This is a genomic window from Methylobacterium crusticola (assembly GCF_003574465.1).
Classification (GTDB): Bacteria; Pseudomonadota; Alphaproteobacteria; order Rhizobiales; family Beijerinckiaceae; genus Methylobacterium; species Methylobacterium crusticola.
This window is the reverse complement of the sequence record NZ_QOWC01000186.1, coordinates 1-16,645: the sequence shown is the minus strand read 5'-3', so window position 1 is coordinate 16,645 and position 16,645 is coordinate 1. Positions and strand designations below refer to the sequence as shown.

13 protein-coding genes and 2 pseudogenes are annotated in these 16,645 nt (G+C 73.9%); 9 read left to right on the top strand and 6 right to left on the bottom strand.

Going from position 1 to position 16,645, the window contains the following annotated elements:
• Positions 1 to 533: pseudogene (locus DT057_RS29225) on the bottom strand (hypothetical protein); the annotation flags it as partial.
• Positions 534 to 757: 224 nt separating this feature from the next.
• Here DT057_RS29225 and DT057_RS29220 point away from each other — a divergent pair.
• The 4 genes from DT057_RS29220 to DT057_RS29205 all read left to right on the top strand — a co-directional run bounded on the left by DT057_RS29220 (position 758) and on the right by DT057_RS29205 (position 5,454).
• Positions 758 to 2,797 carry an NAD(+) synthase gene (locus DT057_RS29220; protein WP_128565582.1) on the top strand — a complete coding sequence of 680 codons (2,040 nt, stop codon included), beginning with the start codon at positions 758 to 760 and terminating at the stop codon, positions 2,795 to 2,797.
• Positions 2,798 to 3,185: 388 nt separating this feature from the next.
• Positions 3,186 to 3,413: a hypothetical protein gene (locus tag DT057_RS29215; protein WP_128565581.1), complete on the top strand. Its 228-nt coding sequence runs from the start codon at positions 3,186 to 3,188 to the stop codon at positions 3,411 to 3,413.
• A gap of 227 nt (positions 3,414 to 3,640) precedes the next feature.
• Entirely contained in the window at positions 3,641 to 4,030 is a 390-nt protein-coding gene (locus DT057_RS29210; protein WP_128565584.1) for a PilZ domain-containing protein, read from the top strand.
• A 362-nt stretch (positions 4,031 to 4,392) separates the two neighbouring features.
• The gene (locus tag DT057_RS29205; RefSeq protein WP_128565580.1) at positions 4,393 to 5,454 is read left to right on the top strand and encodes an MBL fold metallo-hydrolase; all 1,062 of its coding nucleotides are present in this window, start codon (positions 4,393 to 4,395) and stop codon (positions 5,452 to 5,454) included.
• A 43-nt stretch (positions 5,455 to 5,497) separates the two neighbouring features.
• On the opposite strand, the gene hslU is transcribed toward DT057_RS29205, so the two are convergent.
• The 5 genes from hslU to DT057_RS29175 form a co-directional block, all read right to left on the bottom strand.
• Positions 5,498 to 6,808, bottom strand: a complete 1,311-nt coding sequence (gene hslU / locus DT057_RS29200; protein WP_128565579.1) for an ATP-dependent protease ATPase subunit HslU — start codon at positions 6,806 to 6,808, stop codon at positions 5,498 to 5,500.
• A gap of 83 nt (positions 6,809 to 6,891) precedes the next feature.
• The gene (gene hslV / locus DT057_RS29195; RefSeq protein WP_128565583.1) at positions 6,892 to 7,422 is read right to left on the bottom strand and encodes an ATP-dependent protease subunit HslV; all 531 of its coding nucleotides are present in this window, start codon (positions 7,420 to 7,422) and stop codon (positions 6,892 to 6,894) included.
• Between the two features lie 510 nt (positions 7,423 to 7,932).
• Positions 7,933 to 9,051 (bottom strand): ATP-dependent DNA helicase, encoded by a 1,119-nt coding sequence (locus tag DT057_RS29185; RefSeq protein WP_128565578.1) that lies wholly within the window; start codon positions 9,049 to 9,051, stop codon positions 7,933 to 7,935.
• Entirely contained in the window at positions 9,048 to 10,832 is a 1,785-nt protein-coding gene (locus DT057_RS29180) for a cation:proton antiporter domain-containing protein (RefSeq protein WP_128565577.1), read from the bottom strand. Before DT057_RS29180 ends, DT057_RS29185 begins: the two co-directional genes overlap by 4 nt.
• 139 nt (positions 10,833 to 10,971) lie before the next feature.
• Complete coding sequence (locus DT057_RS29175; RefSeq protein WP_128565576.1) at positions 10,972 to 12,261, bottom strand: cystathionine gamma-synthase family protein; 1,290 nt, start codon at positions 12,259 to 12,261, stop codon at positions 10,972 to 10,974.
• Between the two features lie 370 nt (positions 12,262 to 12,631).
• Here DT057_RS29175 and DT057_RS29170 point away from each other — a divergent pair, with 370 nt between their 5' ends.
• The 5 genes and pseudogenes from DT057_RS29170 to DT057_RS29150 form a co-directional block, all read left to right on the top strand.
• The gene (locus DT057_RS29170) at positions 12,632 to 13,861 is read left to right on the top strand and encodes an ATPase (RefSeq protein WP_128565575.1); all 1,230 of its coding nucleotides are present in this window, start codon (positions 12,632 to 12,634) and stop codon (positions 13,859 to 13,861) included.
• The gene (locus tag DT057_RS29165) at positions 13,858 to 14,508 is read left to right on the top strand and encodes a hypothetical protein (protein WP_128565574.1); all 651 of its coding nucleotides are present in this window, start codon (positions 13,858 to 13,860) and stop codon (positions 14,506 to 14,508) included. The genes DT057_RS29170 and DT057_RS29165 overlap by 4 nt, the downstream gene beginning before the upstream one ends.
• A 97-nt stretch (positions 14,509 to 14,605) precedes the next feature.
• Positions 14,606 to 15,451, top strand: coding sequence for an AAA family ATPase (locus tag DT057_RS29160; protein WP_128565573.1), 846 nt, complete (start codon positions 14,606 to 14,608; stop codon positions 15,449 to 15,451).
• Positions 15,451 to 15,993, top strand: coding sequence for a SixA phosphatase family protein (locus DT057_RS29155; protein WP_128565572.1), 543 nt, complete (start codon positions 15,451 to 15,453; stop codon positions 15,991 to 15,993). The genes DT057_RS29160 and DT057_RS29155 overlap by 1 nt, the downstream gene beginning before the upstream one ends.
• Positions 15,994 to 16,048: 55 nt before the next feature.
• Positions 16,049 to 16,645, top strand: a pseudogene (locus tag DT057_RS29150) (hypothetical protein); the annotation flags it as partial.

Below are 16,645 nucleotides of genomic sequence, written 5' to 3'. Positions count from 1 at the left end.
TCCGCGGGGCGCGGACCTTGAGGGCTCGCGGCGCGGGGGGGCGCGGCCTGGGCACGCGACGCACGGGGATCGGCGGCGAGGGGGCCCGAGGCCTCCAGGCGCCGGGCGTCCGCGCGCAAAGCCTCAGCGCGCCAGGCCTCGGTGCTCCAGGTCTCCGTGCTCCAGGGCTCCGTGCTCCAGGGCTCCGGCGGAGCCGCCCACGGGTCGGCGACGGCGCCGGGCGGCGCCGCGCGGGCGCCCTCGGTCCAGGGCTGCGCCGGGGCGGCGGGCCCGTGGCCGGCCCGGGGGACGGGCCGCACCAGCGCGTCGGCCATCCAGGTCGGAGTGGCGCGCTGGCTCAGGCCGTGGTCGCGGGGCGGCGGCGGCGCGGGCGGTCCGAAGCGCCGCGCGAGGATCGCCCGCAGGCTCATGACGGTCTGGGCCAGGGCGCCGAGCGTGAGCCCGCGGCGCGCGGCCGGATTCGTGCGGTCGCTCAGCCCCCGGGGCAGGCGGGGAGAGGAGTCGGAGAAGGGTGGCCGTCCCGATGATCTCATGATGCCGGCTGGATTGAGGCGGCCCGCGGCCGCTGCGTCGCTCCAGTTAGGCGCGTCATCGTTAACGCCCGATTAGGCAGCCGGGGCCGGGACCGTCCCCGAGCGGCCCCCGGGGGGGGACCGGGCGGCCCCGGGGGGCCCGGGCAGTTCCGGGCCCGGGGTGCCACGGGGCGCTCCCGCGGGTTAGAAGGCGGGGTCTCTCCAGGCGCGAGGTTCACGGCCCGATGTTCCGATCCCTCTACCGGCACGGTTTCGCCCGGGTCGCGGCCTGCGTCGGGCGGAGCCGCATCGCGGATCCCGCCGCCAACGCGGCCGAGATCCTGCGCCTCGCCGCGCAGTGCCACGGGCGCGGCGTCGCCGTCGCGGTGTTCCCGGAGCTGTGCCTCTCGGCCTACGCCATCGAGGACCTGCTGCTCCAGGAGACGCTCCTCGACGGGGTCGAGGCCGCCGTCGGAACGCTCCGGGAGGGAACCCGCGACCTGATGCCGGTCTGCGTGGTGGGCGCGCCGCTGCGGCACCGCAACCGGATCTACAACACCGCGATCGTGCTCCACCGCGGGCGGGTGCTCGGCGTGGTGCCGAAGAGCTACCTGCCGAACTACCGCGAGTTCTACGAGAAGCGCCACTTCGCCGCCGGGGCGGGCCTCGCCGGGGAGGCGATCCGGCTCGGGGACGAGACGGTGCCGTTCGGGACCGATCTCGTGTTCGCCGCCGAGGACCTGCCCGGTCTCGTCCTCGGGGTCGAGATCTGCGAGGACATGTGGATCCCGGTGCCGCCCTCGGCGCTCGCGGCGCTCGCCGGCGCGACGGTGCTGGCGAACCTCTCGGGCAGCCCGATCACCATCGGGCGGGCCGAGAGCCGCAAGCTGCTCTGCCAGTCGGCGTCGGCCCGCTGCCTGTCGGCCTACGTGTACGCCGCGGCGGGCCCCGGCGAGTCGACCACGGACCTCTCGTGGGACGGCCACACCGTGATCTACGAGGACGGCGTGCTCCTCGCCGAGGGCGAGCGCTTCCCCGCGGAGGCCGGGGTGACGGTGGCGGACGTCGACCTCGACCGCCTGCGCCAGGAGCGGGCCCAGATGGGCAGCTTCGACGACAACGCCCGCGCCCTCGCGGCAGGGCCGGCGTTCCGCCGCATCGGCTTCCGGGTCTCCCCCGCGGAGGCCGATCTCGGCCTCTGCCGCACCGTCGAGCGCTTCCCCTTCGTGCCCGCCGACCCCGCGCGCCTCGCCCAGGATTGCTACGAGGGCTACAACATCCAGGTGGCGGGGCTCGCCCAGCGCCTCGAGGCCATCGGCACCCGCCGGGTCGTGATCGGCATCTCGGGCGGCCTCGACTCGACCCACGCGCTGATCGTGGCCGCCAAGGCCTTCGACCGCCTGGGGCTGCCGCGGACCGACATCCTGACCTACACCATGCCGGGCTTCGCCACCTCGGACGAGACCAAGGGCAACGCCCACCGGCTGATGGCGGCGCTCGGCACCCGCGCGGCGGAGCTCGACATCCGCCCGGCCGCGACCCAGATGCTCGCCGACATGGGCCACCCGTTCGGGCGCGGCGAGAAGGTCTACGACGTGACCTTCGAGAACGTGCAGGCGGGCCTGCGCACCGACTACCTGTTCCGCCTCGCCAACCAGAACGACGCGATCGTGGTCGGCACCGGCGACCTCTCGGAGCTGGCGCTCGGCTGGTGCACCTACGGCGTCGGCGACCAGATGTCCCATTACGGGGTCAATGCCGGCGTGCCCAAGACCCTGATCCAGCACCTGATCCGCTGGGTGATCGCGTCCGGCCAGTTCGACCCGGAGGTGGGCCGCACCCTCGAGGCGATCCTGGCCACCGAGATCTCGCCCGAACTGGTGCCGGCCGAGGAGGGCCAGGCGATCCAGAGCACGGAATCCAGGATCGGCCCCTACGCGCTCCAGGACTTCACCCTGTTCTACACGCTGCGCTACGGCTACCGGCCCTCGAAGATCGCGTTCCTGGCCCTCCAGGCCTGGGGCGACGCGGCCCGCGGGCCCTGGCCCCCCGGCTTCCCGGAGGCCCGGCGCGGCGCCTACGACCTGCCGGAGATCCGGGCCTGGCTGAAGGTGTTCCTCCAGCGCTTCTTCGGCTTCAGCCAGTTCAAGCGCTCGGCCCTGCCGAACGGCCCGAAGGTCGCGGCCGGCGGGGCGCTCTCGCCCCGTGGCGACTGGCGCGCGCCCTCCGACGGCAACGCCCGCGCCTGGCTCGCCGAGCTCGAGCGCAACGTGCCGGAGGCCTAGAGCCGCGCCCGCTCCGGTCGGAGCGGCCCCGGCCCCGGGAGGCACGTGCCGGCGCTCGCCGCCCCGTCGCCTCCCGCCCGGCAAGGCTTCGGGCAGCAGCGCGAAACCGCGGCGATCGATCAGATCCCGCCCGATTGGACCTGATCCAAGTCGAAGGAAAAATATCCCCCGGGCCACGTCCCCTCTCAGCTCGCCGGGCGCCATTGTGCAGAGCACAATCCCGTTCCGGGCACACACGATTTCGTGAGACGCAGGGGAGGAACAAGGACACCCGGGCGGCGATCGCGGAAAATCCTGTGGTCAGCGGCCGCAAAGCCTGACATAGTCTTGTCAGATTCGACCGTTAACGGATTTCACCATGTCAGCAGCCGCGGCCGGAGGTGATCCGATGCGAACCTACAACCTGTTCCGCCTCAAGGGGCTCGACGGTCTGGTCTGCGCCGTGCCGGAGGACTACGCCGTACCGCACTTCGTCACCGAGGCACGCTGGGCCTTCGGCGGCACGCTCGACGGCAGCGCCCCGGGCCGGGCCGGGTTCGACCGCGCCGCGGCGGCGACCGCCGTGCGCTTCAACGGCTTCTACCTGTTCCAGAGCCTCGCGCCGGCCGGCGACTGAGCCCGGCGCGACCGCGCCGGCGCCACGAGGTCGGCGCCAAGAGGCCGGCGCGAAGAGGCCGGCGCGGGGCCGCCAGGCGCCGGAGCGGAGCGCCGCAGCGCCCATCGGGCCCGCGCCCGGGAAACACCGGGCGCCCGGACCCGCGACGGTCCCGGCGAGCTTTCCTTAATCGTCAGGGGCGCATGCTCACCCTCGTGGATCCGTCCGAGGCCGAGGGGTGGCCGGTCATGTCCGAGTCGCGCAAGGAATCACGGCTGCGCACCTTCCTGAAGGGCCGCATCGTCTTCAACGGTGGCAATTCCAGCATGGACTGCCTGGTCCGCGACCTGTCGCCCTCGGGCGCCCGGCTGATGCTGAGCCAGACGGCGACGCTACCGGACGGGTTCGACCTGATCATCCCGGCCAAGGACCGCGTGCACAAGGCCTCCCTGCGCTGGCGGAGGGACGACGGCGTCGGCGTGGTCTTCGTCGAGGAGGAGACCCGCACCGCGACCCCCGAGCCCGCCCTGTCCGTCGCGGCCCTGCGGCAGCGCGTCAGCGCCCTCGAGGCCGAGAACGCCACCCTGCGCCGCCTCCTGGCCGAGGCCGAGGTGGCCGCCCTCGCGCGGACGAGCTGACGCGAGGCCCGCGGACGACCCGCGACGACGGCCCTGCGCCCGCCGGAACGGCGAAGGGCCGCTCCCCTGTCGGGGAGCGGCCCTTCCATTGCCGAACCGCGGTTCGGCCGATCTGAGGAAGACCGGTAGCCGGTCCTCGATCGTGTGCTGCGCTCAGGCTGAGAGGCCGGAGGCGACGATCCAGGCCCGCTGCGCCGACGACCGCGGTCGATGACAATGAGACACTCGATCACCTCCTTTCGTTTGTTGCCGATGGGTCGAATGTAAGGATCGGGCGGCGATGCGCAATCCTCTTGCGCCGCGGCGAAGGGTCCCCGGACGCGCGGCTTGACCTCGGCCGTCGCCCGGCCATGTCACCGGCCATGAAGAACCGGAGCCTCCTCAAGCTCGCCAGCGCCGTGACGGTGATGACCCTCGGGGGGGTCGGCTACGCCGCGCACCGGCGCAGCCGCAATCCCTACTACGAGGGGCCGGCGAGCGATCACTTCGACGGCACGCGCTTCTTCTCGCCCGGCCAGCCGCAGGACAAGGACGTCGCCGCGCTGGCGCGCTGGCAGTTCGGCGGGGGGCGGGAGGCCTGGCCGTCGCGGTTCCCGAGCCCGTTCCCGGCCGACGCGCCGCCCGAGCGCTCCGACGCCCTGCGGGTGGTCCACATCGGGCACGCCAGCCTGCTGATCCAGGTCGCGGGCCGCAACATCCTGATCGACCCGGTCTACGCCAACCGGGCGAGCCCGGTGGGCTTCGCGGGCCCGCGGCGCGCCAACCCGCCCGGGATCGCCTTCGCGGCCCTGCCGCCCATCGACGCGGTCCTGATCACCCACAACCACTACGACCATCTCGACGGCCCGACCCTGGCCCGGCTCTGGGCCGAGCACGAGCCGGCCTTCGTGGCGCCGCTCGGCAACGACGCCATCCTGCGCAGCTACGACGCGACGATGCGGGTCGAGGCCCGCGACTGGGGCGACACGGTCGATCTCGGCGGCGGCCTGACGGTCCACCTGACGCCGGCCTACCACTGGTCGGCCCGGGGCGTGAACGACCGCCGCATGGCGCTCTGGTGCGCCTTCGTGCTGACGACCCCGCAGGGCGTGCTCTACCACGTCGGCGACACCGGCTACGGCGACGGCGCGATCTTCCGGGACGTGCGCGCGCGCTTCGGGCCGCCGCGCCTCGCCACCCTGCCGATCGGCGCCTACGAGCCGCGCTGGTTCATGCAGGCCCAGCACATGAACCCCGAGGAGGCGGTGCGGGCCCTGGGCGAGGTCGGGGCCGCGCAGGCGCTGGGGCACCATTGGGGCACGTTCCGGCTCACCAACGAGGGGATCGAGCGGCCGGTCGCCGCCCTGGCCGAGGCCCTCGACGCGCAGGGGCTGCCGGCGGAGCGCTTCCTGGCTCTCCGGCCCGGGCAGGTCTGGACGGGGTGAGGCGGGCCGCGGCGGGCCCCGGGGAGCCTCCCCGCGGGTCGCCTCAGAGGATGAACCGGCTGAGGTCGGCGTTCTGGGCCAGGCTCTCCACCCGGTCGCGCACGTAGGCGGCGTCGATGGAGACGCTCTCGCCGGAGCGGTCGGGCGCCGTGAACGAGATCTCGTCCAGCACGCGCTCGAGCACGGTCTGCAACCGCCGCGCCCCGATGTTCTCGACGGACGAGTTCACGTCGACGGCGACCCGGGCGAGCGCGTCGACGGCGTCGTCCGTGAAGGCGACCGTCACCCCCTCGGTCGCCATCAGGGCCACCGCCTGCTTGAGGAGGCTCGCCTCCGTCTCGGTCAGGATGCGGCGGAAGTCGTCGACCGTGAGCGGGCTCAGCTCGACCCGGATCGGCAGGCGGCCCTGGAGCTCGGGCAGGAGGTCGGAGGGCTTCGAGACGTGGAAGGCGCCGCTGGCGATGAACAGGATGTGGTCGGTCTTCACCGGCCCGTGCTTCGTCGCGACGGTGGTGCCCTCGATCAGCGGCAGCAGGTCGCGCTGCACCCCCTCGCGGGAGACGTCGGCGCCCGAGCGGCCCTCGCGGGCGCAGATCTTGTCGATCTCGTCGAGGAACACGATCCCGTTGTCCTCGACCTCGCGCAGGGCCTCCTGGACGATGCCGTCCTGGTCGAGGAGCTTGTCGGATTCCTCGTTGATCAGGGGCGCGTAGGCGTCCCGCACGCTCATCCGCCGCGGCTTGCCCTTCTGCCCGCCGATCGCCTTGCCGAGCATGTCGCCGAGGTTGATCGCGCCCATCGCGGCGCCGGGCATCCCCGGGATCTCGAACATCGGCAGGCCCGCCGGGCCGCCGGAGAGCTCGAGCTCGATCTCCTTGTCGTCGAGCTCGCCCGCCCGCAGGCGGCGCCGGAACGCGTCGCGGGTCGCCTGGCTCGACGTCGGGCCGACGAGCGCGTCGAGGACGCGGGCCTCGGCGGCGGCCTCGGCCTTGGCCTGCACGCCGCGGCGCTTCTCGTCGCGCTTGAGGCCGATGCCGACCTCGACGAGGTCGCGCACGATCTGCTCGACGTCCCGGCCGACGTAGCCGACCTCGGTGAACTTGGTGGCCTCGACCTTCAGGAAGGGCGCGCCGGCGAGCCGCGCGAGGCGGCGCGAGATCTCCGTCTTCCCGCACCCGGTCGGGCCGATCATCAGGATGTTCTTGGGCGCCACCTCCTCGCGGAGGGGGCCCTGGAGCTGCTGGCGGCGCCAGCGGTTGCGCAGCGCGATCGCGACCGCGCGCTTCGCGTCGCCCTGGCCGACGATGTAGCGATCGAGCTCCGAGACGATTTCGCGGGGGGAGAAGGTACTCATCGGGGTCCTGGGGGGCGGCGCGGCGCGCGCCGCGCGAAAGAGGAGAGGTGTCGCTGCCGGGAGCTTGCGGGAGCGGGGGGGCCTCAGGCCGCGTCCAGGCTCTCGATGACGAGGTTGCCGTTGGTATAGACGCAGATCTCGGCCGCGATCGCCATCGAGCGGCGCACGATCGCCTCGGCGTCGAGGTCCTGGTCCTCGAGCGCGCGGGCGGCGGCGAGCGCGTAGTTGCCGCCGGAGCCGATCGCCATCACGCCGCCCTCGGGCTCCAGCACGTCGCCGGCACCCGACAGGAGCAGGCTCACGTCCTTGTCGGCGACCAGCATCATGGCCTCGAGGCGCCGCAGGTAGCGGTCGGTGCGCCAGTCCTTGGTGAGCTCGACGCAGGCGCGGGTGAGCTGGCCCGGATACTGCTCGAGCTTGCCCTCCAGGCGCTCGAACAGCGTGAAGGCGTCCGCGGTGGCGCCCGCGAAGCCCCCGATCACCGCGCCCTTGGCCAACCGCCGGACCTTGCGGGCGTTGCCCTTGACGATGGTCTGGCCGAGGCTGACCTGGCCGTCGCCCCCGATGACGACGCGCCCGCGCTTGCGCACCATCAGGATCGTCGTCGCGTGCATGCGGGGGGCGCCCCCCGCGTCGTCGTTGGCCAAGGATCGGTCTCCTGCGCGCCTCGTCGCATCGTGCTGCGGCGTAGGTGGGGGTTGCGGGAGCGTTCGTCCAGCGCGGCGCGGCGGGGCGTGACGACCAGGGCACCGGGCCGGCCGCCTGACGCGGGGTGACGGGCGGCGATGAACTGATCGTCGGCGGCCTCCTCACTCTCGAGAGCGCGTCGGATGTCCACGACCGCGGGACGCGGGAGATCGAGGCGCGGCGGGCTGCCGGTGCATAAGGGCGGCGACAGGGCCGAGGCCCCGCAGGCTGGACCCGGCTCGGACGGGCCTGTCGCCGCCGCGAGGGATGGCGGGCCGTGGCTGCCCGTGCCCCGGTGGGGCCGATCGAGGTCGTGTGCTCGGATGCCGAGGAGCATCGCCGTCGCGTCGAGGGGTGGAGGTCCGCCATCGTGGGAGGCGATCCAGCGCCGCGACCGCCAGCCGTGGGACCGGCCGCGCGTCGTCATCGACAGCGTCCTACACCACGACCGTGACCGCCTCCGCGGCCCGGGTCAGGCCGGTGTAGAGCCAGCGCGCCCGGTGCTCCCGGAAGGCGAAGGACTCGTCGAACAGGACCACCTTGCCCCATTGCGAGCCCTGCGCCTTGTGCACGGTGAGCGCGTAGCCGTAGGTGAACTCCTCCGTCTCGCGCCGCAGGATCGCCGGGATCTCCTCGTCGCTGCCGCTGATGATCGCCCTGAGGACCCGGATGTCCTGGGCCTTGCGCCGGAGCGCGGGATCGTCCTCCGGCACCACCTCGAGGCGGACCAGGTCGGGCCGGGGCGCGGCGCGCAGGGCCTGCACGGTCCAGGTCGAGCCGTTGAGCAGGCCCTTGGTGCGGTCGTTGCGCAGGCAGACCAGCTTCTCGCCCACCGCCGGCATCGGGTCGGCGTGGCCGATCAGCTCGCGGATGCGGCCGTTGTAGAGGCGCCGGGTGCGGTTGAGCCCGACCAGGACCTGGTCGGCGGCGAGCACGGTCCCGGGGTCAATGGCGCGGCGCGGGATCACCCGGCTCTCGCCGTAGGCCCCGGGCTCGAGGCGCCCGCCCTCGCGCACCGCCATGGCGAGGCGCACGATCGGGTCGTCGGCGGCCTGCCGGTGGATCTCGGTCAGCATCACGTCGGGCTCGGCCTGCGTGAAGAAGCCCCCGCCCTTGACGGGGGGCAGCTGCGCCGGGTCGCCCAGGACCAGCACCGGCGTGCCGAAGGACAGGAGGTCGTTGCCGAGGTCGCCGTCGACCATCGAGCACTCGTCGATGACCACCAGCGCCGCCTTGCTCACCGGCCCGGTGCGGTGGAGGGTGAAGGCCGGCCCGCCCTCCGCGTCCTCGCGGGTGCGGTAGATCAGGCTGTGGATGGTCGCGGCGTCGGGGCAGCCCCGGGCGCGCATCACCGAGGCGGCCTTGCCGGTGTAGGCGCCGAACAGCACGCCGCCGTCGACGTCCTCGGCGAGGCGGCGCGCCAGGGTGGTCTTGCCCGTGCCGGCGAAGCCGAACAGGCGGAACACCTGCGGGCTTCCCCGCTTCAGCCAGGCCGAGACGGCCTTGAGCGCCGCCTCCTGCTGGGGCGCGAAGCGGGCCGACGTCGCGGTGCTCACGCGCCCTTGCCCACGGTGCGCCGGCCCTGGAACTCCGGCGAGGGCACCTCCTTGCGCTTGAGGAGGGCGCGGAACTCGTCGCGGCGCTCGTGGATCGAGGCGATCACGAGCCCCATCGGCACGCCGACGTCGACCAGGACGGCCTCCGAGAGCTGGAGCGAGGCCTCGATCGTCTCCGGCACCGCGTCGTCGACGCCCATCTCGTAGAGGGCGGTGGCGTGGCGGGCGTCGCGGGCCCGGGCCACGATGGTGAGGTCGGCCCGCTCGGCCCGGGCCGCCGCCACCACCGCCTCGATGGCCCGCGGCGAATCGAGCGTCACCACCAGGGCGCGGGCGGTCTCGATGCCGCAGCGGCGCAGGAGGTCGGGGTTGGCCGAATCGCCGAAATAGACCGGGTTGCCGAGGCGGCGCTGGTCGGCGACCCGGGTCGCGTCCATGTCGAGGGCGAGGTAGGGCACCTTGTGGCGCGCCAGCATCTCGCCGACGAGGCGCCCGACCCGGCCGTAGCCCGCCACGATGACGCGGCCCTGCTGGCGCTCCGGGGGCGGCTCGGCCCGGGCGCGCCCGAGGCTCTGCCGGTCGATGCGCCGGCCCAGGCGGCGGGCGAGCGCCGCGAGCCCCGGGATCAGCACCATCGTCACGGTGGTGACCACCAGGGCGGCCTGCCCGAGATCCTCCGGCACGAGGCCGGCCGCGACGGCGCTCCCCACGAGCACGAAGGCGAACTCGCCCCCCGGCCCGAGCAGGAGGGCCGATTCGAGCGCCACCGCGCGGGGCAGCCGCAGGGCGGTGCCGACCCCGACGATCACCGCGCCCTTGAGGCCGATCAGCCCGAGGGCGAGGCCCAGGATGGTGAGGGGCGTCCGCACCAGCACGGCGGGGTCGATGTTCATGCCGACCGAGACGAAGAACACCCCGAGCAGCAGCCCCTTGAACGGGTCGATGGTGGCCTCGATGGCGCGCCGGTACTCGGTCTCGGCGAGGAGCAGGCCGGCCACGAAGGCCCCGAGCGTCATCGACAGGCCGCTCGCCGCCGCGACGAGGGCCGTCGCCGCGATCACGAGGAGGCAGGCGGCCATGAACAGCTCGGGGCTGCGGGTGCGGGCGACGAGCTGGAACAGGGGCCGCAGCCCCAGGCGCCCGGCCCCGACGAGGAGCGCCAGCGCCACGACGGCCTGCCCGAGCGCCAGGGCGAGCCCGCCGAGGGCGTCGCCGTCCTTGCGGCCGAGCACCGCGATGGCGAACAGCACCGGGGCCACCGCGAGGTCCTGGAACAGCAGCACCGCGAAGCTCGAGCGGCCGGCCGGCGTGTTCAGGCGCTTCTGCTCGGCGAGGACCGGCAGCACGATGGCGGTGGAGGAGAGGGCGAGGGCCAGCCCGACCAGGATCGCGGCGGTGGGCGGGACCTCGAGCAGCACGAGGATCAGGCCGAGGATCAGGCTCGAGGCCAGCACCTGCAGCGAGCCGAGGCCGAAGACCAGCCGCCGCAGGATGCGCAGGCGCTCCCAGGACAGCTCGACCCCGATCATGAACATCAGGAAGACCACGCCGAGCTCGGCGAGGTGGGCGATCTCGGTGCGGTTGCTGATCGTGACCGCGCCGAGCCAGGGCAGCCCCCCGGTGAGCCGGCCGAGGCCGAAGGGCCCGAGCAGCGCGCCCGCGCCGATGAAGCCGAGGACGGGGCTGACGCGCAGGCGATGGAACAGCGGCACCACGATCCCGGCCGTGACCAGGAACAGGATGGCCTCCTTGTAGGATCCGGACGCGGCGGGCTCGGTCATCGGGAGCGGCGAGGCCTCTCGGGGTGCGTGGCGGGGAGCGGGGCGGCGCGGCCGGCCGCGGCGCCCGCCGCCATCATGCGGAGGGGGACCGCCGGGGCAAGCGGAAAGGCGCCGCCCGGCCGCCGATCGGCGGCCTGGCTCAGCCGAGGGTCGCGAGCGCCGCCGTGAGGTCCGCCACCAGGTCCTCCGGGTGCTCGATGCCGATCGAGACCCGGATCGTCGCGTCGGAGACGCCGAGGCGGTCGCGGACCTCCTTGGGCACGCCAGAATGGGTGGTCGAGGCCGGGTGGCTGGCGAGCGACTCGGTGCCCCCCAGGCTCACCGCGAGCTTGAACAGCTCGAGCGCGTTGAGAACCCGGAAGGCCTCCGCCTCGCCCCCCGCCACGTCGAACGAGAAGGTCGAGCCGGGCGCGTCGCACTGCGCGGCGTAGACCCGGGCCGCGCCCGAGCCCGGCTCGAGGTGGGCGAGGTGGTGGACCCGGGTCACCCGCGGGTGCGCCCGCAGCATGGCGGCCACCGTCTCGCCGTTGCGGTTGGCCGCGTTCATGCGCAGGGACAGCGTCTCGAGGGAGCGCCCGAGCATCCAGCACGAGTGCGGGTCGAGCTGCGTGCCGATGGCCGAGCGCAGCATGCGGACCGGCTTCATCCGGGCGGACGAGCCCAGGGCGGCGCCGGCGATGAGGTCCGAGTGGCCGCCGACGTACTTCGTGAGCGAGTAGACCGAGATGTCGGCCCCGTGGCGCAGCGGGTGCTGGAAGAGGGGGCCGAGCAGGGTGTTGTCGCAGACCACCACCGGGGCCGCGCCGCCCTGCGCGGCCCCGATCTCGTCCGCCACCGCGCGCATCAGGGCGATGTCGACGAGGGTGTTGAGGGGGTTCGAGGGCGTCTCGATCATGATGGTGGTGACGCGCCCGGCCGCCCGCGCCGCCTCGGCGGCCCGGCGCACGCCGGCCGGGTCGGTGCCGTCGGCAAAGCCCACCGAGGCGATCCCGAAGCCCGCCAGCGTCCTGGCGATGAGCGTCTCGGTGCCGCCGTAGAGGGGCTGGGAGTGCAGCACCACGTCGCCCGGCCGGGCATGGGCCAGGATCGTCGTGGCGATGGCCGACATGCCGGAGGAGAACAGGAGCGCCGCCTCCGCCTCCTCGAACACCGCGAGGCGGTCCTCGACGATCTCGCTGTTGGGATGGTTGAAGCGCGAGTAGACGAGGCCGGCGGTCTCGCCCTTCGGCGGCTCGCGCCGCCCCGAGACGTAGTCGAAGAACGCCTTGCCGTGCTCGGCCGACGTGAACACGAAGGTCGAGGTCAGGAACACCGGCGGCTTCACCGCGCCCTCCGACAGGGCGGGGTCGTAGCCGTAGCCGAGCATCAGGGTCTCGGGATGCAGGCGGCGGTTGCCGAGCCGGTCCTTGTGGTAGCGGTCGTCCGACATGCGGGGCCTCGCGGGTTGTCGTGCGGCGCGGCGGGCGCCGGTCGGATCCGTTCTACCGCTAATCCCGCGGCCGTGGTCCGCGACACGGCGCCGGACGCCGCCGGGCCTCAGCGGCGGATCGTAGCAAAACGCCCCCCGGAGCGGTCTCGGCCCGGCCGCCCCCGGGGCGGTCTCTGCCTGGCCGCCCCCGTGATGAACGGGGCCGGAGGTCGCGCCGGTGGGCGCGAAAACGGTGCGCAATGGGCGGAAATGACGCAACGACAGGCGCGATCCACTCGCCCAGGGCGCAATTTTGGCGCAAAACCCGCTTAGCGTGAAGGATTGAGATTCCGTGTAGGCGGTCGCCGTCGTGGCCGCACGAGGAGCCGCGATGGCCAGACAGCCTCCCGACCGGGTGATCGCGCGCGAGCAGCGCGCCTGGAGCGACGAGACCGATTCCTGGAAGCAGGGGCGGGCGATCCAGAAGGGCTACCGGATCCGCTGGGGCTACGTCGCGATCGCCTACGTGGTCGAGGCGCTGGTGATCTGCACCTCGCTCGCGGGCGCCTGGTTCTTCGCCGAGACCTACGCCGACAAGAACGACCAGAGCTTCTGGTTCATGCTGCTCGCCCCCGTGGTGTACGCGGCGATCGAACTGTGCCGGGTGCCGCTCGGCATCCTGATCCGGGTCCAGCGCGACGGGCTGATCAAGGCGCTCGCGGTGATCGGCATCGTGATGGCGGCGGGCGTGACCACCAAGTCGGTGTCGCAGCTCGGCGAGATGATGTTCCATCCCCGCCTCGCCGAGGCCGCCAAGGCCCGCACGGCCCTGAAGGAAGCCCAGGCGGACCGCGGCACGATCGACAACCGCATCGCCCAGGCGGACGCGCGGGTGGCGCAGTACGCGGCCGAGTCCCAGGCCCTCGAGAAGCGCGCGTCCGACGCCTCGGCGCAGCTCGCCGGCCTGCCGGGCCAGCGCTGCGAGCGGGTCTCGGGCACCAACAGCCGGGGCCGGCGCTACAGCTACCTGCGCTGCATCACCGACCCGCGCACCGCCACCATCGCGGGCAGCGTGAAATCGGCCGGCGACGAGCGGCTCGTGGTGGCCCGCAACCTCGCCGAGGCCCGGGCCGCCCGCGCGCCCCTCGACCGCGCCGCCGCCGACCGCCGCGTCACCGAGGCGGAGGCGGCCTACCGCGACGCCGTGCGGCGCTCGCAGCTCCACTCCTTCACGGCGATGGTCTACGGCGCCGACCCGATCGACGTCACCGACCAGCAGGTCCACGCCTTCCTGCGCATCTTCGTGTTCGCGCCCGCCCTCTGCGCCGCCTTCGCGTCGACGCTGCTCGCGCTCTGCGCCGTGCAGGTCCGCAGGACCTACCAGGACGAGGACGACCTCGACGCCGCCATGAACGCCGAGGGCGTGCCGCTCCTGCTCGACCAGATCGCCGAGAGCGCCGGCCGGCTCAGCGACGCCCAGCGCGCCGTGCGCGAGGCCGTGGCGTCGGGGGCCGCGATCCCCCTCGACCAGCGCCGGCCCCAGCCGGGCGGGGCCGTCCCGGCGGCCGGGCCCGCGGCGGCCGGCCGCGACGACGACCGCATCGAGAGGCCGAGGCCGTGAGCTACCTCGCACCGGGCACGCCCGAGAACGTGGCCCTCGCCCAGCACGTCAACGGGCGCCTGCGGGCCGAGGCCCGCATCGCCAACGCCCGGGCCTTCCTGTTCCGGGCGCTCGGCTTCGGCACCTTCGTGGCGCTGGCCGGCCTCGGGCTCGGCGGCGCCTTCTACGGCTACGCCGCCATGAACGACGTGCGGGGCGCCTCCGACAAGCTCGCGGCGGCCCTCACCACCGCCCTCAACGACGTCACCCTGAAGACGAAGGGCGAGGTCACGCTCACCGACAACACTCTGAAGCTCGACGGCGCCCCCCCGGCGCGGGGGCGGCCGGACGTGTCGGCCCTCACGGGCAACCAGGGCAAGTCCGAGGCGCCCGCGAGCGCGGCCGTGCGCACGAGCTTCACGGTGTTCAAGACGGTGCCGTTCCTCGACGGCTCGATCGTCACCGGCTGGAACTTCAAGGGCGACGAGGCCAAGCCCGAGAAGCAGTACTGCTACGTGACGCGGCCGCAGACCTTCGGCGACGGGGCGACCTCGAACCAGACCACGGTGGCGATCGACGGCGAGGTGCTGCCCCAGCCCGCCCGCTCCGAGGTGAACTTCTCGGTGATCGCCCGCAGCTGCGTCTGGTTCGATCCCTCGAAGCTCTGACGGCGACCCCGCCCGGCGCGGCCGCGCGCAGCCCGGACTCGCCAGCGCCGCCGTCTCCCCGTAGGCTTCGGGAAACCCGCGAGGACAGACGAGCCCGATGCGCTTCACCGGAACCGAGACCTACGTCGCCACGGAGGACCTCACGATCGCGGTCAACGCGGCCGTCACCCTGGAGCGGCCGCTCCTCGTGAAGGGCGAGCCGGGCACCGGCAAGACCGTGCTGGCGGAGGAGATCGCCCGGGGCCTGGGCGCCCCGCTGCTGACCTGGCACGTCAAGTCGACCACGAAGGCGCAGCAGGGGCTCTACGAGTACGACGCGGTCTCGCGCCTGCGGGACTCCCAGCTCGGCGACCCGCGGGTCTCGGACATCACCCACTACATCCGGCGCGGCAAGCTCTGGGACGCCTTCACGGCGCCCGAGCGCCCGGTGCTGCTGATCGACGAGATCGACAAGGCCGACATCGAGTTCCCGAACGACCTGCTGCTCGAGCTCGACCGCATGGAGTTCCACGTCTACGAGACCGGGGAGACCGTGCGGGCCGCGCGCCGGCCGATCGTGGTCATCACCTCGAACAACGAGAAGGAGCTGCCGGACGCCTTCCTGCGCCGCTGCTTCTTCCACTACATCAAGTTCCCGGACGCCGAGACGCTCAAGGCCATCGTCGACGTCCACTACCCGGGCATCAAGCACCGGCTGGTCGAGGAGGCCCTGCGCGTCTTCTTCGAGGTGCGCGAGGCCCCGGGCCTGAAGAAGAAGCCCTCGACCTCGGAGCTGCTCGACTGGCTCAAGCTGCTGATGGCCGAGGACATCGGCCCCGAGCAGCTGCGCGAGCGCGACCACCGCAAGCTGATCCCGCCGCTGCACGGGGCGCTCCTGAAGAACGAGCAGGATGTCGGGCTGTTCGAGAAGCTCGCCTTCCTGAGCCGCCGCGAGGGCCGCTGATGCGCCGCCTGATCCTCCTGCGCCACGCCAAGGCGGCCTGGCCCGACGGCCTGGCCGACGCCGAGCGGCCGCTGGCCAAGCGCGGGCGGGAGGCCGCGCCCCGGATGGGCGCCTACCTGGCCGGGGAGGGGCTGGTCCCCGACCGCGTGCTGGTCTCGCCGGCCCTCCGGACGCAGGAGACCTGGGAGCTCGTCTCGCCGGCGCTGCCGGACGTCGCCAGCGAGACCGTGCCGCAGATCTACGAGGCGCCCGCCTCGCGCCTCCTCGACGTGGTGCGGGCCGCGCCCGACGCGGCCCGCACCCTGATGCTGCTCGGGCACAATCCGGGCCTCCAGGACCTCGCGCAGGCCCTGGTCGGGCCGGGCGAGGACCGGCGCACGCTCGCCCGGAAGTTCCCGACCGCCGCCGTGGCGGTGATCGACCTCGACGCGGCGTCCTGGGCCGGCCTGGAGGCCGGCCTGGAGGCCGGCCTGGAGGCCGGCCACGGCCGCCTCGAGCGCTTCGTCACGCCGCGGACCCTCGGGCTCGCCGAGGACGAGTGAACCGGACCGGCGCGCGGCCGTTCCAGAACCCCGAGCCCCGATCCCGACCGGCCCCGTGATCCTCAGCGTCCTCCTCGCCCTCAGCCTCGCGGCCGGTCCCGGCGCCGAGCGCGCGGCCGCCCTCGTGCGCGGGGGCGCGGCGACGCTCGGGGACGGCCTCGCCCGGGCCGCCGCCCTGGCGAGGCCCGCACCCGCCTCGCCGCTCTACCGGCCCGAGGCGCGGGCGGTCTCGAACTGGCGGACCGAGACGCGGGACGCCCTCGTGCCGGTCTCGCTCGCCTGGTCGGCCTGGGCCGCCCCCGCCGACCCGGCCTTCGTGGCGCGCTGCGTCAAGCTCAACAACTACTGGTGCATCAAGCGGGCCGGCTGGGACGGCGAGATCGGGGGCGACGCCGAGGGCCACACGGGCTTCGCCACGGCCGGGCAGGGGGCGGACGCCGCGGTCGCGCTGCTGCGGCGCTACTACGCCGATTACGGCCGCCGCTCGGCCCTCGCGATCGTGCGGCGCTGGGCGCCGGCGGAGTGCGCCGGCCCGCCCGACGCCCCGCGGCCAATGTCCTCCGGCGCGGCGCCGGCCCTGGCCGCCCTGGCGCCGCGGGGCATCGGCCGCACCCTGCGGGCCCGCTTCCTCGCCTCCCACCGCCGCGGCGGC